Origin of the sequence: Bacillus sp. FSL L8-0654 (genome assembly GCF_038629965.1) — a bacterium.
GTDB classification, from domain to species: domain Bacteria; phylum Bacillota; class Bacilli; order Bacillales; family Bacillaceae; genus Bacillus; species Bacillus safensis.
Map to the genome: position 1 here is coordinate 2,902,120 of NZ_CP152026.1, position 18,523 is coordinate 2,920,642.

Genomic DNA, 18,523 nt, shown 5'->3' on the forward strand with positions numbered 1-18,523 from the left:
AGCTTTGGACCTTAAACGGCCCAAAGCTTTTTTATTCTTTATTGGCTTGAAACTGCTGACGGAATACTTGCATCGATTCTGCTTCATTAAGCTGATTTAAGTCTTTTTCCGTTAACGTCCCTTCACCCTTTTTGATGATATACACATCGAGCACTTTTTTACCCCATTCTCTATACACATCATCAACGGTTTCATAGTATAAATCAAGCTTATGACCTTTAATGGCTTTCCCGGTATCTGCAACCACACCGTAGCCATAGTTTGGGATAAACAGCACCGTTCCAATCGGAAAAACAGATGGGTCGGCTGCCACTGTTGAGTATAAATCACGTTTCACTTTGACGCCTGAATATGTAATGCCATATGCATGATGTTCCTTCGTTTTGCCTGTTGATTCCACACCTGCTGTATAGCCGGTTGCAACAACTTTCTGTTTCGGGTAATCGTTCCAATTAAAGGCTTCTTCGAGAGAAACAGCCCGCGAATCTTCACTTTTGAGTGCGATCGTTTCCCTTTTTTGCTGCTGAAAAAAAGAAGATACTTGCTTGCCCGCATCGGTTTTTTTCACCCATACAGCTAAATCACTTGGTTCGACTCCAGATATGCCCGTAAAGCTTGTCAAAAGTGCAAGCATGAATAGGGCGGTCATGAACAATCGTTTCATCCATGTTTTCATCTCTATTTGTCACTCCTCTACCCATCTATTTGTTTCCAAACAAAATGGAAACTATGCAAAGGAGAAACAAAAAAACCCACTTGCGTGTCCACAAGTGAGTTAAAACATTTGATACCCTCTTTTTCGAAGTGCATTAATGACAAAACCTGATGTGATTGCACCGATCAGGCCGCTTAATAAGATGATGATATCTGCCGCAGCGAGTGAGACGATCCGGTCTCCTATTCCTGAAAAAGCAGTGCCAGGCTCTCTTACATAAGCGATCATCTTTTGATTGTTAATAATGAAAAGGCATACAATTGGATATAAAATAGCCATAATCCATGACATTCTCAGTAGCATATTGAGCAAAAAGCCAATGCCGAAGAATAACACGAAAAATAAAATAACTGAAATGATAACGACTGGTAAACTGATCACTTCATCTCCACCCCCAAATATCCCATCATTAGTTTAACTTGGAAATAGAGATGAAGTCAATCAATGGAAAAAGCAGATCGATTAACGCTTCTTTCCTGTCCCTTTACATTCCTCACACGTTTCAGATCCGCCGAGCAATAGCTGAAAATACCCTTTTCCTGAACAATATTGACAGATTGATGTTTTTTCCTTTGTTTGTGCATTCATATTGCTCACTCCTTAATCTAAATTTTCTGATAATTTATCATAACATATTTTGCCGTCAATGACCAAGTGAGAAAATATACCACAACTTATAAAAAAACGTGTATCACGAGGATACACGTTTTTGTCTATGATGGTTTAGAAGAACTTGAATTTTCCTTTTTTCAGAACAAGTCCTGGTCCGCCAACCATGAATAAAGAACGGTTGTCGATGATTTTCTTCATTGCAGAAGCTTTTGTTCCTTGAAGTTTTTTACCAAACGCAACACCTACAGCGTCGTGTTCACCAAGAGAAGCAACTGTTCCTTTGATGTCTGGCTTAAAGCTTTCAAGAGAACCGCCTTTTACTAGTGCTGCAAGGTTTTTCGCTACTGTTTCACCTTGCTGCATAGCGATTTGTGCAGTTGGTGGGTATGGACGGTTGATTTCTTCATTGATAATCAATGAACAGTCACCAATGATGAAGACATCATCATTTTCTGGTACACGAAGATCTGGAGAAACTTTTACGCGGCCGCGCATGTTTTCAAAACCAGCTTCTTCAACGATTGGGTTACCGCGTACACCTGCTGCCCAAACAACAGTTGCAGCTTTGATTTCTTCTGTATCATCGTCTTTTCCAACAATGATCCCCTCAGGTGTACATTCTTTGATCGCTGTACCGATTTTGAACTCAACACCTTTACCTTGAAGGTAGTTCATCGCATAGTCGATCAATTCTGGATCGAATCCAGGAAGAGCTGTTGGCGCAGCTTCTACACAGATGATACGCACGTCTTTTTGATCAATGTCATACTCTTTGCAAAGCTCAGGCACACGGTTTCCAAGCTCACCAAGGAACTCAATACCTGTGAATCCTGCGCCGCCGACAACGATTGTCAAACGCTCTGGACGTTTTTCAGCATCCGTATTATACGTCGCAAATTGAAGCTCAATGTGCTCACGAAGCTGACGAGCAGAGTTGATGTTAGAGATTGAGAATGCGTATTCTTTCAGTCCTGCAATACCAAATGTTTCAGGAACAGCACCAAGTGCAACAACAAGGTAGTCATAAGAAAGTTCGCCATCTGATGTCACAACTTTCTTCGCTTCCTTATCAATGCTTTCAACTGTTGCTTGTACAAAGTTGACACGGGAACTGTTAATCACATCTTTGATTTGATAACGACAGCGGTCATGATGAAGAGTACCTGCACTTGCTTCATGAAGCCATGTTGTTTCGTAATGATAATTATGCTTGTTCACAAGAGTAATGTCCGCATCATTTGTGCCAAGCTGTTTTGTTAATCTTGTTACAGTCATTAATCCGCCATAACCTGCACCTAATACAACGATTTTCGGTTTATTCACTGGAATCACATCCACCTTTTTTAAATTTGCTGTAAAACGGATAAAGAATTACATATCGTTATTCTCAACCGCTTTGCGGCATTTTATGAAATTTAAACAAAAAAATAAGTATGTGAAAATCTGAACTTTCACCTACATAAAACGAAAGCATTTGACCGTATCCGACAAAAATTCATAAAAAATTAATATTTAGTTCCCTTAACAATAATAGCGAGTTCTGCTCCAATTTTCAAGGCTTTAAACTGAAAATCCTTATGATAAACGGTCTTTCTCACTTTTTCCTCCTTTTCAAAGCTTCGGCATCAAAAAACGACAAGTTTTTCAAAACAAGTCAAACGACGATATGTGGTATGATATGATATAGTGATAACAATTTTCATTTGGGAGGATTAAAGGAATGCAAGAAGATTCTAAGGTATATGACATTACCGTTATCGGGGGCGGCCCAGTTGGATTGTTTACTGCGTTTTACGGAGGCATGAGACAGGCAAGTGTGAAAATCATTGAAAGCCTTCCTCAGCTCGGCGGTCAACTATCCGCTCTTTACCCTGAAAAATATATTTATGATGTGGCTGGATTTCCAAAAATCCGCGCACAAGAATTAGTTGATAACTTAAAGGAACAAATGGATAAATTTGATCAAACCATTTGCTTAGAGCAGGCAGTTGAAACGGTTGAGAAGCAAGCAGATGGGATCTTTAAACTTGTGACAAATCAAGAGATTCATTATTCTAAAACAATCATCATCACAGCTGGTAACGGTGCATTCCAACCGAGAAAGCTTGAACTTGATTCAGCAGAATCATTTGAAGGAAGCAACTTGCATTACTTCATTAATGACTTGAACCAATTTGCCGGCAGACGTGTTGCCGTTCTTGGGGGCGGGGACTCTGCAGTGGACTGGGCACTTATGCTTGAACCAATCGCAAAAGAAGTATCCATTATTCACCGCCGCGATAAATTCCGCGCACATGAGCACAGTGTAGAAAACCTGCACAACTCGAAAGTCAATGTACTGACACCATTTGTACCAACTGAGCTCATTGGTGAAGACCGCATTGAACAAATCGTGCTCGAAGAAGTCAAAGGCGACAAAAAACAAGTGCTTGATGTGGACGACGTGATCGTCAACTTCGGTTTTGTTTCCTCCCTTGGACCAATCAAACAATGGGGCCTTGAAATCGAAAAGAACTCCATCGTGGTGAAATCTACAATGGAAACAAACATTGAAGGCTTCTATGCGGCAGGAGACATCTGTACGTATGAAGGAAAAGTCAAATTGATTGCAAGCGGATTTGGTGAAGCACCAACTGCTGTCAACAATGCGAAAGCTTACATGGACCCGAAAGCCCGTGTACAGCCTCTCCATTCCACAAGCTTATTTGAAAACAAATAAGATCGGATCAAAAAAGGAGTTCCCACTTGCGGAACTCCTTTTTCGTTTATTTAAAAATCCCAATATAGGCATTTGCCATCCCAAGTACCATTGCAGCAAGCAGCACCACAACAATCCCTGCCACAACCAAAATCACCCGATCCTTCACACGTTCCTTTTTCGGAAGCGGCTTCTCAATCCCGCAAGATGGACACGTTTTGGAACGATACGGAATCAGTTCATGACAGTTCCTGCAATTGATTTGTTCACTCAAACCTCAGCAACCTCTTTTCTCACTACAGTTTATGTTTGGTTCTCATGATACTCTTTTCGAGTGGAAATAGCCAGTTGTTCGGACCAGCTGTAACAAAATTGAGCGATTTGCGAAAAAAAACATAGCTCCTTGAATCCGCTGCTTCAAACAAGATCAACAATGATATAAATTTTTAAAAAGATGATTGACCCTAACGCAACGTCATATTTTATAGTGGATATCAAGAGAGGTGAATTGAAATGAAAGTAAAAGAAGTGGCTGAATTATTTGGTATTAGCATTCGTACACTTCATCATTACGACAAGATTGGTTTATTGACCCCAAGTGAAGTCACAGATAATCGTTATCGGCTCTATTCAGAAGAAAACCTTGAAACATTGCAGCAAATATTATTTTTCAGGGAACTTGGATTTCCATTGAAGGAAATCCAAAAGATGATGCACAATCCTTCATTTAATAAGAAAGAAGCATTTATGCTACAAAGAAAAATGTTAATAGAGAAACGAAATAATCTCGATAAAATGATCGGAAATATTGATAAGACGCTACAGCATTTAACGGGAGAAACTCAATACACCTATAAAGAAAGGTTTGAGAATATGAATATGAATTTTAGCCAATATGAAGAAGAAGCTCGTCACCGTTGGGGAAATCAAGCTGTTGATGAAGTCAGCTCAAAACTAAATCATTTGTCTAAAGATGAACAAATTGAATTATCTGATAGCTGGGATAGCATATTGAATAAACTAGCCTCTCTTCGCAGCCAATCCCCTAAATCCAAAGAGGTGCAAATCGTCATCAAACAATGGTACGACTTTTTAAACGAAAACTTTCGTTATTACTCTCTTGATGCTTTTTACGGTTTAGGCCAACTCTATATTCAAGATGAACGTTTCACAAAGAATATAGATCGTTATGGTGAGGGCTTGGCATCATTTATGAGCGAAGCGATGAAAGTCTTTACTACTCTTCATAAAAGAGGGAACAGCTTTGAAAATGATGATTGAGAATACAATCGATTAATACGAAACGTTATTCTCAACGAAACACAACAAAGAACATTTTTCCCGACACACCATGATGAAACCTTTTGAAAAGATGTGGAAGAAGAACAGAGGAAATACTAAGAAACTGCGAGCTTTTTTCTAATTAAATATCTTTATAAAGAGGACGTGCTGAGTGTTGAAGTCATGTCCTTTTTTTTGCATCTTTAAAAACAACACAAAAAACCTCCTCAAGAAAATGATTAATATGAGGAGGTCTTCATTATACAAATGGTTTTACAGAATGAATCGTTTTAACCCTTAACACTCTTCCGGCGTACCGGTATTCGTTGCTGTTCTGAAAGAAGAACCGCACCCGCATGACGCGATGGCGTTTGGATTGTCGATGGTGAAACCGCCGCCCATGAGTGATTGTTTAAGAATGTTGGTATATCAAGGGACTAGTATCATGGACTCTCACTAATGGCATAATGAGTATAGTTTGAGATTAAAATGTATCTGTTTATGATTCTTCACTATATTACCTTTTGAAACGAAGATTCATCTTTTTTAATAAGATTAATTTACGTTGTTACTGTATATAAAAACAGCCATTATCATGACTGTTCTTTATCTTTTTTTATACCTGAGTCAAAAAGCACTAACGCAATAGCATACCTTAAAATTTGTGCCTTATTCCTAAAATCACCTAACAAAACATCACTTAATTCATTTGTAAAAATAGAACCATGAGCAATACTGTGTCTTTTTTGTAATAGCTCATCTAAAAAGGTAATCCACATAGAATCATTCTTCTTTAACTTTTCTCTTCTATCACGAATTTTAAACAATTCAAGATTAGTAGTATATGGATAATATTTAACTACATTCAAAGTATATTCCCTTAACTCATCAATCAATTTTGTTGTTTCACTTAAGTCATTCTTAAATACATCATCTAACCTAGATTCATGAATGTTTCCAAAGAAGTTATTAACTCCAAAATTCACCATAATCTTTTCTACTATATTTGGAGACGGATTCTTATTCTGATCAAATAAAAAAGGATTAACAGTAATTTCAGCATCCAGTTTTTCAAACTCATCCATCAATTTTTTTATTTTATTATTTTGAGCTGATTTAGATAGTCCATCAGTATTAAGAAAGGAAGATACATAGGTTTTCTTTATGGAGGTAGGTAAATCTTCAAAATGAACATTGTAATTTAAATCATCTATTAATGCTGAAGCAGCCTCCTTAATATATCCTTCAAGGTGAGCTACTAAGAGAACAACAGTAGATCTACATAACACATTGTAAATTTCCTCATTTTCTTTATTTATTATTATTTGCCCTATTAATAAATCAATTTCGTTCCAGCGTTCTTCAGACAGATTTAAGAATTCTAAAGCAGCTGACTCAATTTCCTCTTCCTCTTCTTCTTCCTCTTCTTCTTCTTCTTCTTCTTCTTCTTCTTCTTCTTCTTCTTCTTCTTCTTCTTCTTCTTCCTCATAGCCTTGTTCATTTATCTCTTCCTCTATTACTTTAGCTTCAGTCAAATTTTTAAAATGTGATTTTGATTCAAACTCATCATTTTCATTTTCTATAGATTTCAAAAGCTTATTTCGATTCATTGTGAAGCAGCCCCTTAACAGCATCAATTCTATAGATAACCTTCTTTCTATCATTAACACTACCTGAAATTGCATCAAAAAAATCACTATCATGAAACAGAGATAAAAACTTTTCTTTAAAATCTGTAGGCAACTTAGGATCATTAAAATTAAGTTCATCCGCAAGTGCAATAGATAAAGCATCGTAGACTGCAGCATTAAATTTGGACATGCGAATAAGCGTTTGATTATTTGGTTTATATTTTGCGAATGCCTCATCACCAAAATTTTCAATAATTAATGCCATTATTTTTTTAAACTTGTATTCGTAGTTTTCAAGCTCTTCTATTGTACTTCCATTCAATTCATCCATTCTTTCAGATAAAAAGTGTTTAAAACCTTTTTTTAGTTTTTTATAAGAATTATTCTGCAATGCAAAAAAACGCAAAACCAACTCTATATCTTCCATCTTCTGTACTTTCTTATTATGTTTAACTTTTAGTGGATCAATTTGATTTAGAATCATAAAACTATGATTCTTTGCCAATATCTTAATCAGATCATTAAAAGGTCCTCTATAAATAGCATTTCTAAGCTCTTGAGCTTCTAAACGAACTGCACCAGAATTCAACCTTTCGAAAATATCATATTTTACTTGAGGATCTAAAGTTGAATCTATTCTCAAGCACTTAATGGTTCTTTCTTCCAATCTTCTAGTTAAGAAAGGAGGCAAATCTCGATAATAACAACCATTTAGATGATTTAAGACATCCATCTCTTCTAAAGCCAAATTATTTCTCATAAAATTATAGATTGCTGTTAAACGCTGTTGTCCATCAATAACTGAGTAGCGTGATACACCATCATAGTCATCTTCATCCACATCTAAATCTTGAGAAAGATAAACTGTAGGAACAGGAATATTTAATATTAAGCTTTCTATTAATTTAGATGACATCTCATCAGACCAACGGTGTTTTCTTTGATATTCTGGATCTAGCTTTATCACTTTTTTATCAATTTTCTTCACTAGGGTTTCTAAATCATATTCAATATTCTGTGTTTTCACAGTTCTTTCTTTAGCAATCTGCTGTAATTCACTTAACGAGACTTTCAATTCACTCATATTAATCCTCTTTCCTATTCAAGGTATAGTGTTAGAATACTTTAATTAGTTTATTATATAGCTAAACCTAATTTATCATATTTAAGTGAATATAAAGGATAATAATTATTATATCTACTAACATTATTCTCTTTTCTTCCTCATCACTCCTCTATCCTTTCCAGAATTTCTTTATATTATCACCAGAATCAAAAAAGAGCCTCAGTACGTTCCTTTGTTAATTTTGGATATTTCTTTTGATTTGACATTTTCCCAACTGGATTTTCCCTAATTCGCTTGTTCAAAGACATAAAAAAGCCTCCTCAAATAGTTTTTGTTTTTCAACATTAACTATCGAAAAGGCATGTAATTAACAACCCTGATTTGACTCTTTTAGGTTTGTTATTATACATTTTCATGCTTGTGTACACTCAAAATTGCACTGTAATTCATAACCCTTAACATTTCTTTTACACCCTTAACACTCCTCAGGTGTTCCAGCCACTTTCGCTGTTCTGAAAGAAGAACCGCACCCGCATGACGCGATGGCGTTTGGATTGTCAATCGTGAAACCGCCGCCCATGAGTGATTGTTTGAAATCAATGATGGTTCCGTTCATGATATCAAGGCTTTCGGAATCGACAAGGACATTGATGCCGTGCTGTTCGAACTGCGTGTCTTTCTCTGAGACTTCATGGTCAAAGCCCATGCCGTATGAGAGACCGCTGCAGCCGCCGCCTTTTACGCCCACTCGAAGGAACGCATTTTCTTCTTCATGCTCTTTCATCATATCTTTAATCTGCAGTGCAGCAGCTTCTGTAATGGTTACTGGTGTACTCATGATCATCCCTCCTTTTGACTGGATGTTTCTTTTCAATTATAAACGTGATGATGCCTTTTCTCAAATAAATGGTTTAGAGATAAAATGTGCCGTCACAAATCGTTTCAGCAGGTCCTGTCATAAGCACGTGGTCATTGTCTTTCCAGCGAATGATGAGGTCTCCGCCTGCTAAATGAACGGTCATGTCTGTTTCTTTTTTTGCCTGACCATTCATAATTGTGGATACAGCCGCAGCACAGGCCCCAGTTCCGCAAGCCTGAGTAATCCCTGAACCTCTTTCCCACACGCGAAAATGCAGTTCTGTTTCACTGACAACTTCAACAAATTCTACATTGACGCCTTCTGGGAACATGTCGTGTTTTTCGATGATTGGTCCAAGTGTATGAAGCGGTGCTTTTTCAATGTCCTCTAAATAAAAAACGATGTGCGGGTTTCCCATCGAAACGGCCGTTCCATTTAATTTCGCAGTGCCAAAATCAAGTGGCTCATTAACCGTTGTGCTAGCCGGTTCACCAAGCATCGGCATTGCTTCTTTTTCAAAACGTGGTTTTCCCATATCTACTGTGACTAGCTGAACGTGACCATCCTGAGCGTGAACGGTCGCTTCAACGAGTCCTGACAATGTCTCAATCTGGAACGTTGTGTCCGTCACAATTTGATGCTCATACACATACTTTGCAACGCAGCGCAGCCCATTCCCGCAGTTTTTGCCCTCTGATCCATCATTGTTGAAAATGCGCATCTTCACAGCTGCAACATCTGATGGGCAAATCAGGATCATCCCGTCAGAACCGATTCCTGTATAAACAGAAGAAACGCGAATCGCTATCTCTGATAGCTGCTCTTCCGGAAGCTGTTCCTTCATCTGATTGACGTAAATATAATTATTTCCTAATCCGTGCATTTTCGTGAATTGAAATGATGTCATGAGCTTCCTCCAAAAATGTTGTTTCTTTATAGTATAAAAGGAGTCGATTCAGGAGACAATCTTATCATCCCCCGTTTTTCATACATAGAAGCTCTTTGCTGCCATGGCAAAGGGCTTTTATTATGCATATGCCTCTTTTTCTCTCGTGTGATGCTTCATATTGATGATATTTTATTAGCATAACATATTGGATGCGCTTTCTATTGATTCTCCTTAAAAATGGAAGCTGAAAATGTGAAAAAAATGCACCTCATGACCCATGTGGTGCATTTAAAACATGTCGTTTTCCTCTATAAATGCATAAATACGCTCGACTAGCTGCTCTGCATTTTCTCCTGAAACAAATTCTCCATTCACAAGCGCAAATGGGGAGTCCATACATTTGCCGCAATAGCTTAAACAGCCGTATTCCATTACGTCTAGGTTTGGGTCTTTTTCAAGCTTCTCTTTTGCTTCTTGAGACCCTTGTGCAAGATTACTTACACAAAATTCGATCAGTGGATACACTGTGCTTCACCTCACATTGCCTTACCATCCTACCGAAATTCCTTGTATTAGTCAAAATATGAGCTTCGCCTGTATCGTTACGCCTATTCCTCGTAAAATGTTTTACTATTTAGGACTAACTGATGAATATGTAGGTTATTTTGAAACAATTATTGTGGTTTCACAGTAAATTCGATATAATTTTATTTGGTATTTTAACTTAAAGTTTTTTAGTATAAGTGTTTTTCAATGTCTACGGGGAAAAGGAGAATCGTCATGAAAAATTTAGTCTTGATCGGCGGAGGTTACGGGAATATGCGGGTTCTCCACCGCTTATTGCCAAATCAATTACCTGATGATGTCACTATCACATTAATTGATCGAAATCCTTACCACTGTTTAAAAACAGAATATTATGCACTTGCTGCTGGAACGATCTCTGATCATCACATTCGAGTATCTTTTCCAGAGCATCCGAAGCTGGATATTCAATACGGGGAAGTAGAAAAAATTGATATTGAAAACAAACAGATCTTATTCAGCGACCGTGAACCGATTCCGTATGATGATACGGTAATTGGACTCGGCTGCGAGGACAAGTATCATAATGTCCCTGGTGCGAAAGAACATACATACAGCATTCAAACCATTGATCAGTCAAGACATGCGTATAACAAATTAAACAATTTGAGCGCAGGTGCAACGGTTGGCATCGTCGGTGCTGGACTTAGCGGGGTAGAGCTGGCCAGTGAACTAAGAGAAAGCCGTGCTGATTTAAACATTATTCTTTTTGACCGCGGAGAGCTGATTCTATCAAGCTTCCCTAAAAGATTAAGTTTGTATGTGCAAAAGTGGTTTGAAGAAAATGACGTAAAGATCATTAACTGTGCCAATATTACAAAGGTTGAAGAAGGTCTTGTTTATAACCATGAGGACGCAATTGAAGCTGATGTCATCGTGTGGACAGCAGGAATACAGCCAAGCAAAGTGGTACGAGAAATGGATGTTGAAAAAGACGCACAAGGCCGCGTCATATTAACTCCTCATCACAATCTCCCAGGGGATGAGCATGTATATGTTGTAGGTGACTGCGCAAGTCTGCCGCATGCCCCAAGTGCACAGCTTGCCGAAGCGCAGGCAGAACAAATTGTCCAATCTCTGCAAAAACGCTGGAAAAATGAGCCGCTTCCTGAGGCTTATCCACAGTTTAAGCTAAAAGGTGTTTTAGGTTCTTTAGGGAAAAAAGCCGGCTTTGGCTTAGTGGCTGATCGTCCACTTGTTGGACGGGTGCCAAGACTCCTGAAATCTGGACTCCTTTGGATGTACAAGCATCACAATGGCTAAAATCATGTGAATTTTTTCTCAAAGCTCCTTCGTGACGAGGGAGCTTTTTTCTATGAAACGGCATGTGCCGATGAGTTGGTCCATTTGATCGGAGCAAGAGCAAGAATGCAGTCTTTACGAAAGGTTCTCATCGTTTTCTTCGATAAACAATACGCTTGGATAAGCTGATCCGTTTGACGGTGTACAATGATTTTTCTCTTTGTGCAGTCTCCATTTTTCTTCATATAAATCATCTCAATCGGTATTTGCTGATGAAGAGATTGTTTTAGTAAATAATTCATGATGCTCACACTCCTTTCATTTCATTATAAACGAACAAACGTTCTTTTTCAACCCGAAAAGGAACACTTGTTCGTTTATATTTCTCAAAAAAAGAACAGCTTATTCACTGCTCTCCTTGTACCCGTACTTCTCCATTTCTTGATAAATGTCTTTTAATTTCGGATTGCCCTCTCCAACGATTTGATCCTCTACTAAAACAAGCGGATAAAAGAATTCATCATCAAGAATTCGTTCAGACAATTCCTTTTGTTGTTCATTTTCTGGCGGGTGCTCAATATCAATATATGTGATGCGAAATGGCTGATTCGGATATTTTCGTTTTAATGCTGCATCTAACCATTCAAACGTATCTTTTGAAGAAGGCAGATTCACGCAGCTAGCGCACAAGACATCTCTTCCATATACATAAAGATCGACGGTTTTGTTCATTTGACAAGCCCCCTATTCTTTCTTCATTTTAGCTGAATTTTATGGATGAAAAAAGTCAAAATCACTTTTTGTTTCAAGATGAGATTGTGCTATAATGAGAAGGAAACTTTGAAACCAATCAATAGATTTTTATCGTCCAGATGAATATAATGGTGATATGTTGTGAAAGGAGCGATTATATCTAATGACTGAAGTCGAAATGAAAGACCAAGTACAGGAAGTACTGGACAAACTTCGTCCATTTCTATTACGTGATGGTGGAGACTGTGAGCTTGTAGACATTGAAGATGGCATTGTAAAATTACGTCTTCTTGGTGCATGCGGCAGCTGCCCAAGTTCAACCATTACATTGAAAGCCGGTATTGAGCGCGCATTATTAGAAGAAGTGCCTGGCGTTGTAGAAGTTGAACAGGTTTTCTAATTCATATATGACATGAAAACGACCCGATTAGGGTCGTTTTTTTCATGATTGACAAAGGCTTTAGCCCTTTGTCTTCTTTTCTGCGTGATATGAAAACCCTTGAAGTCTAGGAAGGACGAGTACTGGCGCGGAGCGAATTTTCTATTCGTGAGCACCAGCACGCAGGACTGACACCGAATGCGAGGGGTTTGTCAGCACGCTGAATCGGCCCGATTTGGGTCGCTTTTTATTAGGCTAGCTTTTCTCTAAACCATTCCTTTATAAAAGTCAGTCTTTGAATACGCTGTCCCGGGTGGCCGCTTCTGGATAAATCATGAGATGCCTTCGGGAATTTGACCAATCTTGTGTCTTTCCCAAGCTCCTTCAATGCCACAAAAAGCTGCTCTGCTTGATCAACTGGGCAGCGATAATCTTCATCGCTGTGCAAGATGAGAAGCGGTGTGTTCATCTGCTTCACATATTTTAGCGGAGAGCGATCCCATAGCTTATCGACAGAGTCATAAATATCCCCATCAATCTGCCACCTTGTAAAGAAATAACCGATATCACTGATGCCATAAAAGCTAATCCAGTTTGAAATGGAGCGCTGTGTGACAGCTGCGCGAAAGCGGTCGGTCTGACCGACAATCCAGTTGGTCATAAAACCCCCATAGCTGCCGCCTGTCACGCCAAGTCTTGTTTCATCAAGGAAATCATAGGCTTTGAGCACATGATCAACAGCCTGCATGACATCGTCATAATCAACGTCACCATAGTTTCCTCTCACACGGTCAGTAAACATCTGTCCATATCCATGACTGCCATGCGGGTTGATATACACGATGGCATAGCCTTCAGAAGCGAGCATTTGAAATTCATGAAAATACGTATGACCATACATCGCATGCGGTCCGCCATGAACCTCTAGAATGAGCGGATATTTTTTCCCCTCTTCCATCTTGGAAGGCTTCATAAACCAGCCATGCACTTCGTCGCCATCTTTTGACTGAAAAGAAAATGGTTCAGGTTCGGATACGATATGCTCCTTTAGAAAATCATGATGCTCAAACGTGATTTGCTTTAGTTCTGTCTCCCCTAATGTCATCTCATACAGCTCGCTTGGTGAAACAGGTGTAAGCCGGCTGAGCAGCAGTTTGGATTCATCTGGATGAAGGCTGAAATTGGTGATATGTTCCGCCTCTAGTCGAACAGGATAGGCTAAACCTTCAATAGAGAAATAATAAATCCCTGTACTGCCTTGATCAGAAACAAGCGCATAAAACCCTTGGCTATCCTTTGTCCACTGCGGAAGCTGATAGACCTCTCCCATCACGCTATCTCCTGCCATACAGTTCCCAACATACATATCGAGCATTTCTGACAGTTGAACCGCCTTTTCTTCCTTCAGATCATACAGCCATATTGATGGGAAGGTGGCATTTTGAAATTCGTACTCATGTCCAATATACAAAAGACTCTCTCCATTTGGAGAAAAAGATACGGTCGAATAAGCGCCGTTTGCTTGTGTGATCTTTTTTGTCTGACCATCTTCTAATGACAGAAGACACACGTCACTTATGTAAGGTATCTGCGGATTTAATTGAATAAAGGCAAGCCATTTGCCGCAAGGAGAAACCGTATGATTCATATGATGAACCTGCTCGCTCGTGACAGGCTCTATCTTTCCTGAATCGATATCCACCTTCACAATCTGCGTGACACGTCCATCTAAAAAGCCTCTTCCATCTGCTTTATAGGTCAAATCATCATATACCGCTGGAGAAAAGTCATCTTGCTCTTCCTTTTTTTCATCATGAACAGATTCTGATTGTTTCAATGACACAGCCGTATAAAGAAAAGCGCCATCTGGGGAAAAAACAGGATGAGATACTCCGTAAGGAATCGTCGTTAAGGTTCGCACGCCGCCTCCTTCGCTCTTCATGAGCGCCAGCTGAGGGACTTCCTTTGGCTTTTGTAAAATAAAAGCAAGCTGCCTGCCATCTTTTGACCAAACTGGCTGATGATGCTTTCCATCCTCAAATGTCCATTGTGCCAGCTCCTCTGTCTCTTCATCTCGAACCCATAAATGGATGTTGTAATCGTCCTTTTTCTCATTCACAGAGACTTTTGTAAAGACTGCCTTTTTTCCATCTGGTGAATAAACCGGATGAGAAACAGAAACAATCTTCGTTAAATCTTCTGCCGTCATCAATTTCTTCATGAACGTACCTCCCCCTTTTATGCTTAAAAAATAGTTCGATCCTCTAAATAATAATCCCTGCTTCTTCCCATAAAAACAAGCTTAAAAAAGAACGTGCAGATTCACAGCACGTTCTTTACTTGATTAACAGGATGATGCTGCACGACAACACCTTCTACTGGCACCGTCAGCAAATCAACTTCGCAATGCGGGAAATTTTGGGCTAGCTGCTCTTTCAGCGCTTCTCCCTTCCCTTTTTCCACTAAGGTAAGGATCGTCGGCCCAGCACCGCTCAAAGCCGTTCCATACGCTCCTTTGAGCGAAGCGACATGCTCTACCTTCGACAGCTCTGGCACGAGCATTGTGCGGTAAGGCTGATGAAATAAATCCTTATTCATCATTTCTCCAACAAGCGGCCAGTTTTGCGTCATTAAGGCGGCAACTAGGACGTTGCTCACAGCACTCGCACTGACGGCATGTTTATAAGAGAAATCCTCTGGCAGGACATCACGGGCATCCTTTGTGAGCACTTCATAAAAAGGAATCACCACGACGACATCTACATCCACATGCTGCACTTTAACGGCATGTGTTTTGTCTTCTTCATGGAGACCAATCAGTAAACCACCAAATAAAGAGGCTCCCGCATTATCTGGATGACCTTCTACCTCACTTGCATAAAAGAGCTTCTGATCATCTGTCATGTTTAATTCAAGAAGCTGATTGGCGAGTTCAATGGCGGCTACGATGGCAGCAGCACTGCTGCCAAGCCCCCGTGCCAATGGAATATCACTCCACACTTTGACATGAACAGGCGGGAGTGTTTTTCCAAAGTCATCTGCGACCTTTTTGGCTGTTTGATAAATCAGGTTGTCGGTGCCTGATGGAATTCCAGACACAACATCTGTTTCTGCTTCAAACAACCAGCTATCATGGTCATAGACCGATAGCTTTAAATAGCGGCTGAGCGCCATTCCAACTGAATCAAAGCCTGGTCCTAAATTGGCAGTGCTTCCCGGTACTGTGATTGAAAAAAGCATGGAGGCTTCACTCATACGCGTGCGGCCTTTTCTAAGTGTTCAAGAATTTGATCTTCATCTGCATCAAGTGTAACCGGCTTGATTTGTGAAATATCGATAGCCGTATTTGGATCTTTCAGTCCGTTGCCTGTTAGTACTGCAACAACTTTACTGCCTGGCTTGATTTCTCCAGATTTCACCTGCTTTAAAACGCCTGCAATCGACGCACATGACCCCGGCTCTGCAAACACACCTTCCTCACGTGCAATCAATTGATATGCATGAAGAATTTCTTCATCAGTTACTTCATCAATCTTACCGTTTGATTCATCTGCGGCTGCCACAGCTTGTTTCCAGCTCGCTGGATTTCCGATACGGATAGCCGTTGCCACTGTTTCTGGCTGCTCAATCACTTCATTTCGAACGATTGCCGCTGCACCTTCTGCTTCAAAACCACGCATGACAGGCAGTCCAGTTCCTTTTTTCTCGTGATATTCCTTGAAGCCTTTCCAGTAGGCCGTGATGTTCCCGGCATTACCAACAGGAATCGCCAGTACGTCCGGGGCAGAGCCTAGCTGCTCACAGATTTCAAATGCTGCTGTCTTTTGTCCTTCAATTCGATAAGGATTGACAGAGTTAACAAGGGCAATCGGTGCTTTTTCACAGATGCTGCGGACGATTTTCAGTGCATCATCAAAGTTGCCGTCAATGGCAATGATCTCTGCTCCGTACATGACCGCCTGTGCAAGCTTACCGAAGGCAATTTTCCCGTCTGGAATGATGACAATACATTTCATATCCGCACGGGCTGCATAAGCCGCTGCTGCTGCAGAGGTATTCCCTGTTGAAGCGCACATAATTGTATCGTTGCCTTCTTCTTTAGCCTTTGCAACAGCCATGACCATTCCTCGATCCTTGAAAGAACCTGTTGGATTAACGCCTTCTGTTTTCACATGAAGCTCGATTCCCAGCTTTTCTGAAAGCTTGGCGAGATGGATCAGCGGTGTATTCCCTTCATTTAATGTTAGTTTAGGTGTAGATTCGTTTACTGGTAAGAATTCTTGAAATTCTTCAATGAGTCCATTCCATTTCATCAGCTTAAACCGTTCCCTTCTACTCGGTACGTGCTCTTCACTTGAACCACCACGTCGAGGTCGTTTAATTTTTGCAGGATATTTGAGAAATCTTCTTCTGAGGTCTGATGTGTAATAATCACAATTTCAGCCAGCTCATCATGTCCTTTCACAGGAAGCTGAAGGATCTTTTCAAAGCTGATGCCTCTTTCAGAAAAAATAGATGTAATGCGGGAGAATGCCCCGACTTGATCTCTAACATGAATTCTTAAAAATTGCTGAGCAAATATTTCTGATGAGGATTTGATCTTCTTCTCAAACTGCGGTGCGATAAATCCGCTTCCGTTCACGCCAAGGCGCATGTTTTTCATTACTGCCACTAAGTCTGATACAACAGCTGTTGCTGTCGGCAGACTTCCTGCTCCAGGTCCGTAAAACATCGTTTCTCCTACAGCACTTCCGTAGACATACACCGCATTAAATTCATTGTTGACGGATGATAATGGATGATGATCAGGAAGTAAAGTTGGCTGAACGCTGACCTCTACTTTCTCTCCGTCCCTCTGAGCAATTCCAATCAGCTTCATTGTATAGCCAAACCGCTTACTGAAATTAATATCCTCATCAGAGATATCAGAAATACCTTTCACCTTGACGTCCTCTAAATCTACATTCATAGAAAAGCCGAGTCTTGCAAGAATCGCCATTTTCCTTGCTGCATCCAGTCCTTCTACATCGGCTGTCGGGTCTGCTTCTGCAAAGCCTAGATCCTGTGCTTCTTTTAAGACATCCTCATATGCGCTTTTATCGACATTCATTTTCGTTAAAATAAAATTCGTTGTACCGTTCACAATCCCCATCATCTTAGTGATTCGGTCAGAGGCCAGGCCTTCCTCCAGTGTGCGCAGAATCGGAATTCCTCCGGCGACACTTGCTTCATAATAAAGATCACAGCTATTTTCTTTCGCTACATGTAAAAGCTCCGTACCGTAAAGCGCCATTAAATCTTTATTGGCTGTAATGACATGCTTCTTCTCATTTAACGCATCTATTAAATATTGTTTTGTCTCTTCAATGCCGCCCATCACTTCAATGATAACATCGACCTCTGGATCTCTAATCACATCGTATACTTCAGTTGTGAAGACCTCTCTTGCGACATCCACATCTCTTTTTTTATCGGGATTGCTCACAAGCACTTTTTGTATTAATACCGGACAGCCGATTTGGTGCATTAATTTATCCTGATGGTCTTGGATAATTTTTACGACACCGCTTCCCACTGTTCCTAATCCTAATAGCCCAACTCGAATTGCCTTCACCTGAAATTCCACCTTTCTCCGTAAATGTCCTCTCTAAAAAGACATTTGTTAACCTTACACAGACATTCAATGTACACACATTATAAAGGGGTATCCTCATTTTGACAAGGTAATAAAATAAGAGATTGTCAGAATGAAACCGCTTAACAGCTATTTATATCAAGATTCTATATTTTCAAAATATTTTTGTCAGAAAAGC

The 18,523-nt window shown here is 39.8% G+C and carries 19 protein-coding genes and 2 pseudogenes; 4 read left to right on the forward strand and 17 right to left on the reverse strand.

All coding sequences use genetic code 11. The annotated features are described in order from the left end of the window. Nucleotides 1-31: 31 nt before the first annotated feature. The 4 genes from MHH65_RS15070 to MHH65_RS15085 form a co-directional block, all read right to left on the reverse strand. Entirely contained in the window at nucleotides 32-676 is a 645-nt protein-coding gene (locus tag MHH65_RS15070) for a 3D domain-containing protein (RefSeq protein WP_024423348.1), read from the reverse strand. A gap of 99 nt (nucleotides 677-775) precedes the next feature. Beyond that, nucleotides 776-1,096: a YuiB family protein gene (locus MHH65_RS15075; RefSeq protein WP_024423349.1), complete on the reverse strand. Its 321-nt coding sequence runs from the start codon at nucleotides 1,094-1,096 to the stop codon at nucleotides 776-778. 81 nt (nucleotides 1,097-1,177) lie between these two features. After that, nucleotides 1,178-1,303, reverse strand: a complete 126-nt coding sequence (locus MHH65_RS15080; RefSeq protein WP_157834354.1) for a YuiA family protein — start codon at nucleotides 1,301-1,303, stop codon at nucleotides 1,178-1,180. 135 nt (nucleotides 1,304-1,438) lie between these two features. Further along, a complete protein-coding gene (locus MHH65_RS15085; protein WP_024423350.1) occupies nucleotides 1,439-2,656 on the reverse strand; it encodes an NAD(P)/FAD-dependent oxidoreductase in 1,218 nt (405 codons plus the stop codon). A gap of 391 nt (nucleotides 2,657-3,047) precedes the next feature. On the opposite strand from MHH65_RS15085, the gene yumC reads away from it, so the two are divergent. Continuing rightward, on the forward strand, nucleotides 3,048-4,046 hold the full coding sequence (gene yumC / locus MHH65_RS15090) for a ferredoxin--NADP reductase 2 (RefSeq protein WP_024423351.1): 999 nt from the start codon (nucleotides 3,048-3,050) through the stop codon (nucleotides 4,044-4,046). A 46-nt stretch (nucleotides 4,047-4,092) separates the two neighbouring features. Here yumC and MHH65_RS15095 read toward each other — a convergent pair whose 3' ends face one another. Beyond that, the gene (locus tag MHH65_RS15095) at nucleotides 4,093-4,299 is read right to left on the reverse strand and encodes a hypothetical protein (RefSeq protein ID WP_024425965.1); all 207 of its coding nucleotides are present in this window, start codon (nucleotides 4,297-4,299) and stop codon (nucleotides 4,093-4,095) included. Between the two features lie 239 nt (nucleotides 4,300-4,538). On the opposite strand from MHH65_RS15095, the gene MHH65_RS15100 reads away from it, so the two are divergent. Continuing rightward, nucleotides 4,539-5,306, forward strand: a complete 768-nt coding sequence (locus tag MHH65_RS15100; RefSeq protein ID WP_200874129.1) for a MerR family transcriptional regulator — start codon at nucleotides 4,539-4,541, stop codon at nucleotides 5,304-5,306. 297 nt (nucleotides 5,307-5,603) lie between these two features. On the opposite strand, the pseudogene MHH65_RS15105 reads toward MHH65_RS15100, so the two are convergent. From MHH65_RS15105 to MHH65_RS15130, 6 genes and pseudogenes are all read right to left on the reverse strand, one after another. After that, nucleotides 5,604-5,720 (reverse strand): annotated as a pseudogene (locus MHH65_RS15105) (iron-sulfur cluster assembly accessory protein); the annotation flags it as partial. A 179-nt stretch (nucleotides 5,721-5,899) separates the two neighbouring features. Beyond that, nucleotides 5,900-6,916, reverse strand: a complete 1,017-nt coding sequence (locus MHH65_RS15110) for an MAE_28990/MAE_18760 family HEPN-like nuclease (protein ID WP_339240228.1) — start codon at nucleotides 6,914-6,916, stop codon at nucleotides 5,900-5,902. Next, complete coding sequence (locus MHH65_RS15115; protein ID WP_268412717.1) at nucleotides 6,903-8,021, reverse strand: DUF262 domain-containing protein; 1,119 nt, start codon at nucleotides 8,019-8,021, stop codon at nucleotides 6,903-6,905. The genes MHH65_RS15110 and MHH65_RS15115 overlap by 14 nt, the downstream gene beginning before the upstream one ends. 457 nt (nucleotides 8,022-8,478) lie before the next feature. Next, nucleotides 8,479-8,841, reverse strand: a complete 363-nt coding sequence (locus tag MHH65_RS15120; protein ID WP_025094167.1) for an iron-sulfur cluster assembly accessory protein — start codon at nucleotides 8,839-8,841, stop codon at nucleotides 8,479-8,481. Between the two features lie 73 nt (nucleotides 8,842-8,914). Beyond that, complete coding sequence (gene dapF / locus MHH65_RS15125; protein WP_268412714.1) at nucleotides 8,915-9,769, reverse strand: diaminopimelate epimerase; 855 nt, start codon at nucleotides 9,767-9,769, stop codon at nucleotides 8,915-8,917. Nucleotides 9,770-10,039: 270 nt separating this feature from the next. After that, nucleotides 10,040-10,276 (reverse strand): YuzB family protein, encoded by a 237-nt coding sequence (locus MHH65_RS15130; protein WP_342497876.1) that lies wholly within the window; start codon nucleotides 10,274-10,276, stop codon nucleotides 10,040-10,042. Nucleotides 10,277-10,531: 255 nt separating this feature from the next. Between MHH65_RS15130 and MHH65_RS15135 the strand changes: the two genes are divergently transcribed. Beyond that, nucleotides 10,532-11,599 carry an NAD(P)/FAD-dependent oxidoreductase gene (locus MHH65_RS15135; protein ID WP_268412713.1) on the forward strand — a complete coding sequence of 356 codons (1,068 nt, stop codon included), beginning with the start codon at nucleotides 10,532-10,534 and terminating at the stop codon, nucleotides 11,597-11,599. Between the two features lie 50 nt (nucleotides 11,600-11,649). Here the strand turns inward: MHH65_RS15135 and MHH65_RS15140 are convergent, their stop codons facing one another. After that, nucleotides 11,650-11,880, reverse strand: coding sequence for a hypothetical protein (locus tag MHH65_RS15140; RefSeq protein ID WP_041107660.1), 231 nt, complete (start codon nucleotides 11,878-11,880; stop codon nucleotides 11,650-11,652). Between the two features lie 100 nt (nucleotides 11,881-11,980). Beyond that, nucleotides 11,981-12,310, reverse strand: coding sequence for a YuzD family protein (locus MHH65_RS15145; RefSeq protein WP_034282615.1), 330 nt, complete (start codon nucleotides 12,308-12,310; stop codon nucleotides 11,981-11,983). Between the two features lie 121 nt (nucleotides 12,311-12,431). Here MHH65_RS15145 and MHH65_RS15150 point away from each other — a divergent pair. Continuing rightward, nucleotides 12,432-12,731, forward strand: a pseudogene (locus MHH65_RS15150) (NifU family protein). Nucleotides 12,732-12,960: 229 nt separating this feature from the next. Here the strand turns inward: MHH65_RS15150 and MHH65_RS15155 are convergent. From MHH65_RS15155 to MHH65_RS15170, 4 genes are all read right to left on the reverse strand, one after another. Continuing rightward, nucleotides 12,961-14,931 (reverse strand): S9 family peptidase, encoded by a 1,971-nt coding sequence (locus MHH65_RS15155; RefSeq protein WP_262089596.1) that lies wholly within the window; start codon nucleotides 14,929-14,931, stop codon nucleotides 12,961-12,963. 101 nt (nucleotides 14,932-15,032) lie between these two features. Next, nucleotides 15,033-15,965 carry a homoserine kinase gene (thrB, locus tag MHH65_RS15160; protein ID WP_024423360.1) on the reverse strand — a complete coding sequence of 311 codons (933 nt, stop codon included), beginning with the start codon at nucleotides 15,963-15,965 and terminating at the stop codon, nucleotides 15,033-15,035. Further along, nucleotides 15,962-17,023: a threonine synthase gene (gene thrC, locus MHH65_RS15165; protein WP_024423361.1), complete on the reverse strand. Its 1,062-nt coding sequence runs from the start codon at nucleotides 17,021-17,023 to the stop codon at nucleotides 15,962-15,964. Before thrC ends, thrB begins: the two co-directional genes overlap by 4 nt. Beyond that, nucleotides 17,023-18,324: a homoserine dehydrogenase gene (locus MHH65_RS15170; RefSeq protein ID WP_024423362.1), complete on the reverse strand. Its 1,302-nt coding sequence runs from the start codon at nucleotides 18,322-18,324 to the stop codon at nucleotides 17,023-17,025. Before MHH65_RS15170 ends, thrC begins: the two co-directional genes overlap by 1 nt. Nucleotides 18,325-18,523: the final 199 nt, after the last annotated feature.

What these genes read in the sequence shown, in the direction of transcription:
- MHH65_RS15070 (WP_024423348.1), bottom strand. Translation starts at nt 676, where the DNA reads ATGAAAACATGGATGAAACGATTGTTCATGACCGCCCTATTCATGCTT.
- MHH65_RS15080 (WP_157834354.1), bottom strand. Translation starts at nt 1,303, where the DNA reads ATGAATGCACAAACAAAGGAAAAAACATCAATCTGTCAATATTGTTCA.
- yumC (WP_024423351.1), top strand. Translation starts at nt 3,048, where the DNA reads ATGCAAGAAGATTCTAAGGTATATGACATTACCGTTATCGGGGGCGGC.
- MHH65_RS15100 (WP_200874129.1), top strand. Translation starts at nt 4,539, where the DNA reads ATGAAAGTAAAAGAAGTGGCTGAATTATTTGGTATTAGCATTCGTACA.
- MHH65_RS15110 (WP_339240228.1), bottom strand. Translation starts at nt 6,916, where the DNA reads ATGAATCGAAATAAGCTTTTGAAATCTATAGAAAATGAAAATGATGAG.
- MHH65_RS15115 (WP_268412717.1), bottom strand. Translation starts at nt 8,021, where the DNA reads ATGAGTGAATTGAAAGTCTCGTTAAGTGAATTACAGCAGATTGCTAAA.
- MHH65_RS15120 (WP_025094167.1), bottom strand. Translation starts at nt 8,841, where the DNA reads ATGAGTACACCAGTAACCATTACAGAAGCTGCTGCACTGCAGATTAAA.
- dapF (WP_268412714.1), bottom strand. Translation starts at nt 9,769, where the DNA reads ATGACATCATTTCAATTCACGAAAATGCACGGATTAGGAAATAATTAT.
- MHH65_RS15135 (WP_268412713.1), top strand. Translation starts at nt 10,532, where the DNA reads ATGAAAAATTTAGTCTTGATCGGCGGAGGTTACGGGAATATGCGGGTT.
- MHH65_RS15140 (WP_041107660.1), bottom strand. Translation starts at nt 11,880, where the DNA reads ATGAATTATTTACTAAAACAATCTCTTCATCAGCAAATACCGATTGAG.
- MHH65_RS15145 (WP_034282615.1), bottom strand. Translation starts at nt 12,310, where the DNA reads ATGAACAAAACCGTCGATCTTTATGTATATGGAAGAGATGTCTTGTGC.
- MHH65_RS15155 (WP_262089596.1), bottom strand. Translation starts at nt 14,931, where the DNA reads ATGAAGAAATTGATGACGGCAGAAGATTTAACGAAGATTGTTTCTGTT.
- thrB (WP_024423360.1), bottom strand. Translation starts at nt 15,965, where the DNA reads ATGAGTGAAGCCTCCATGCTTTTTTCAATCACAGTACCGGGAAGCACT.
- thrC (WP_024423361.1), bottom strand. Translation starts at nt 17,023, where the DNA reads ATGAAATGGAATGGACTCATTGAAGAATTTCAAGAATTCTTACCAGTA.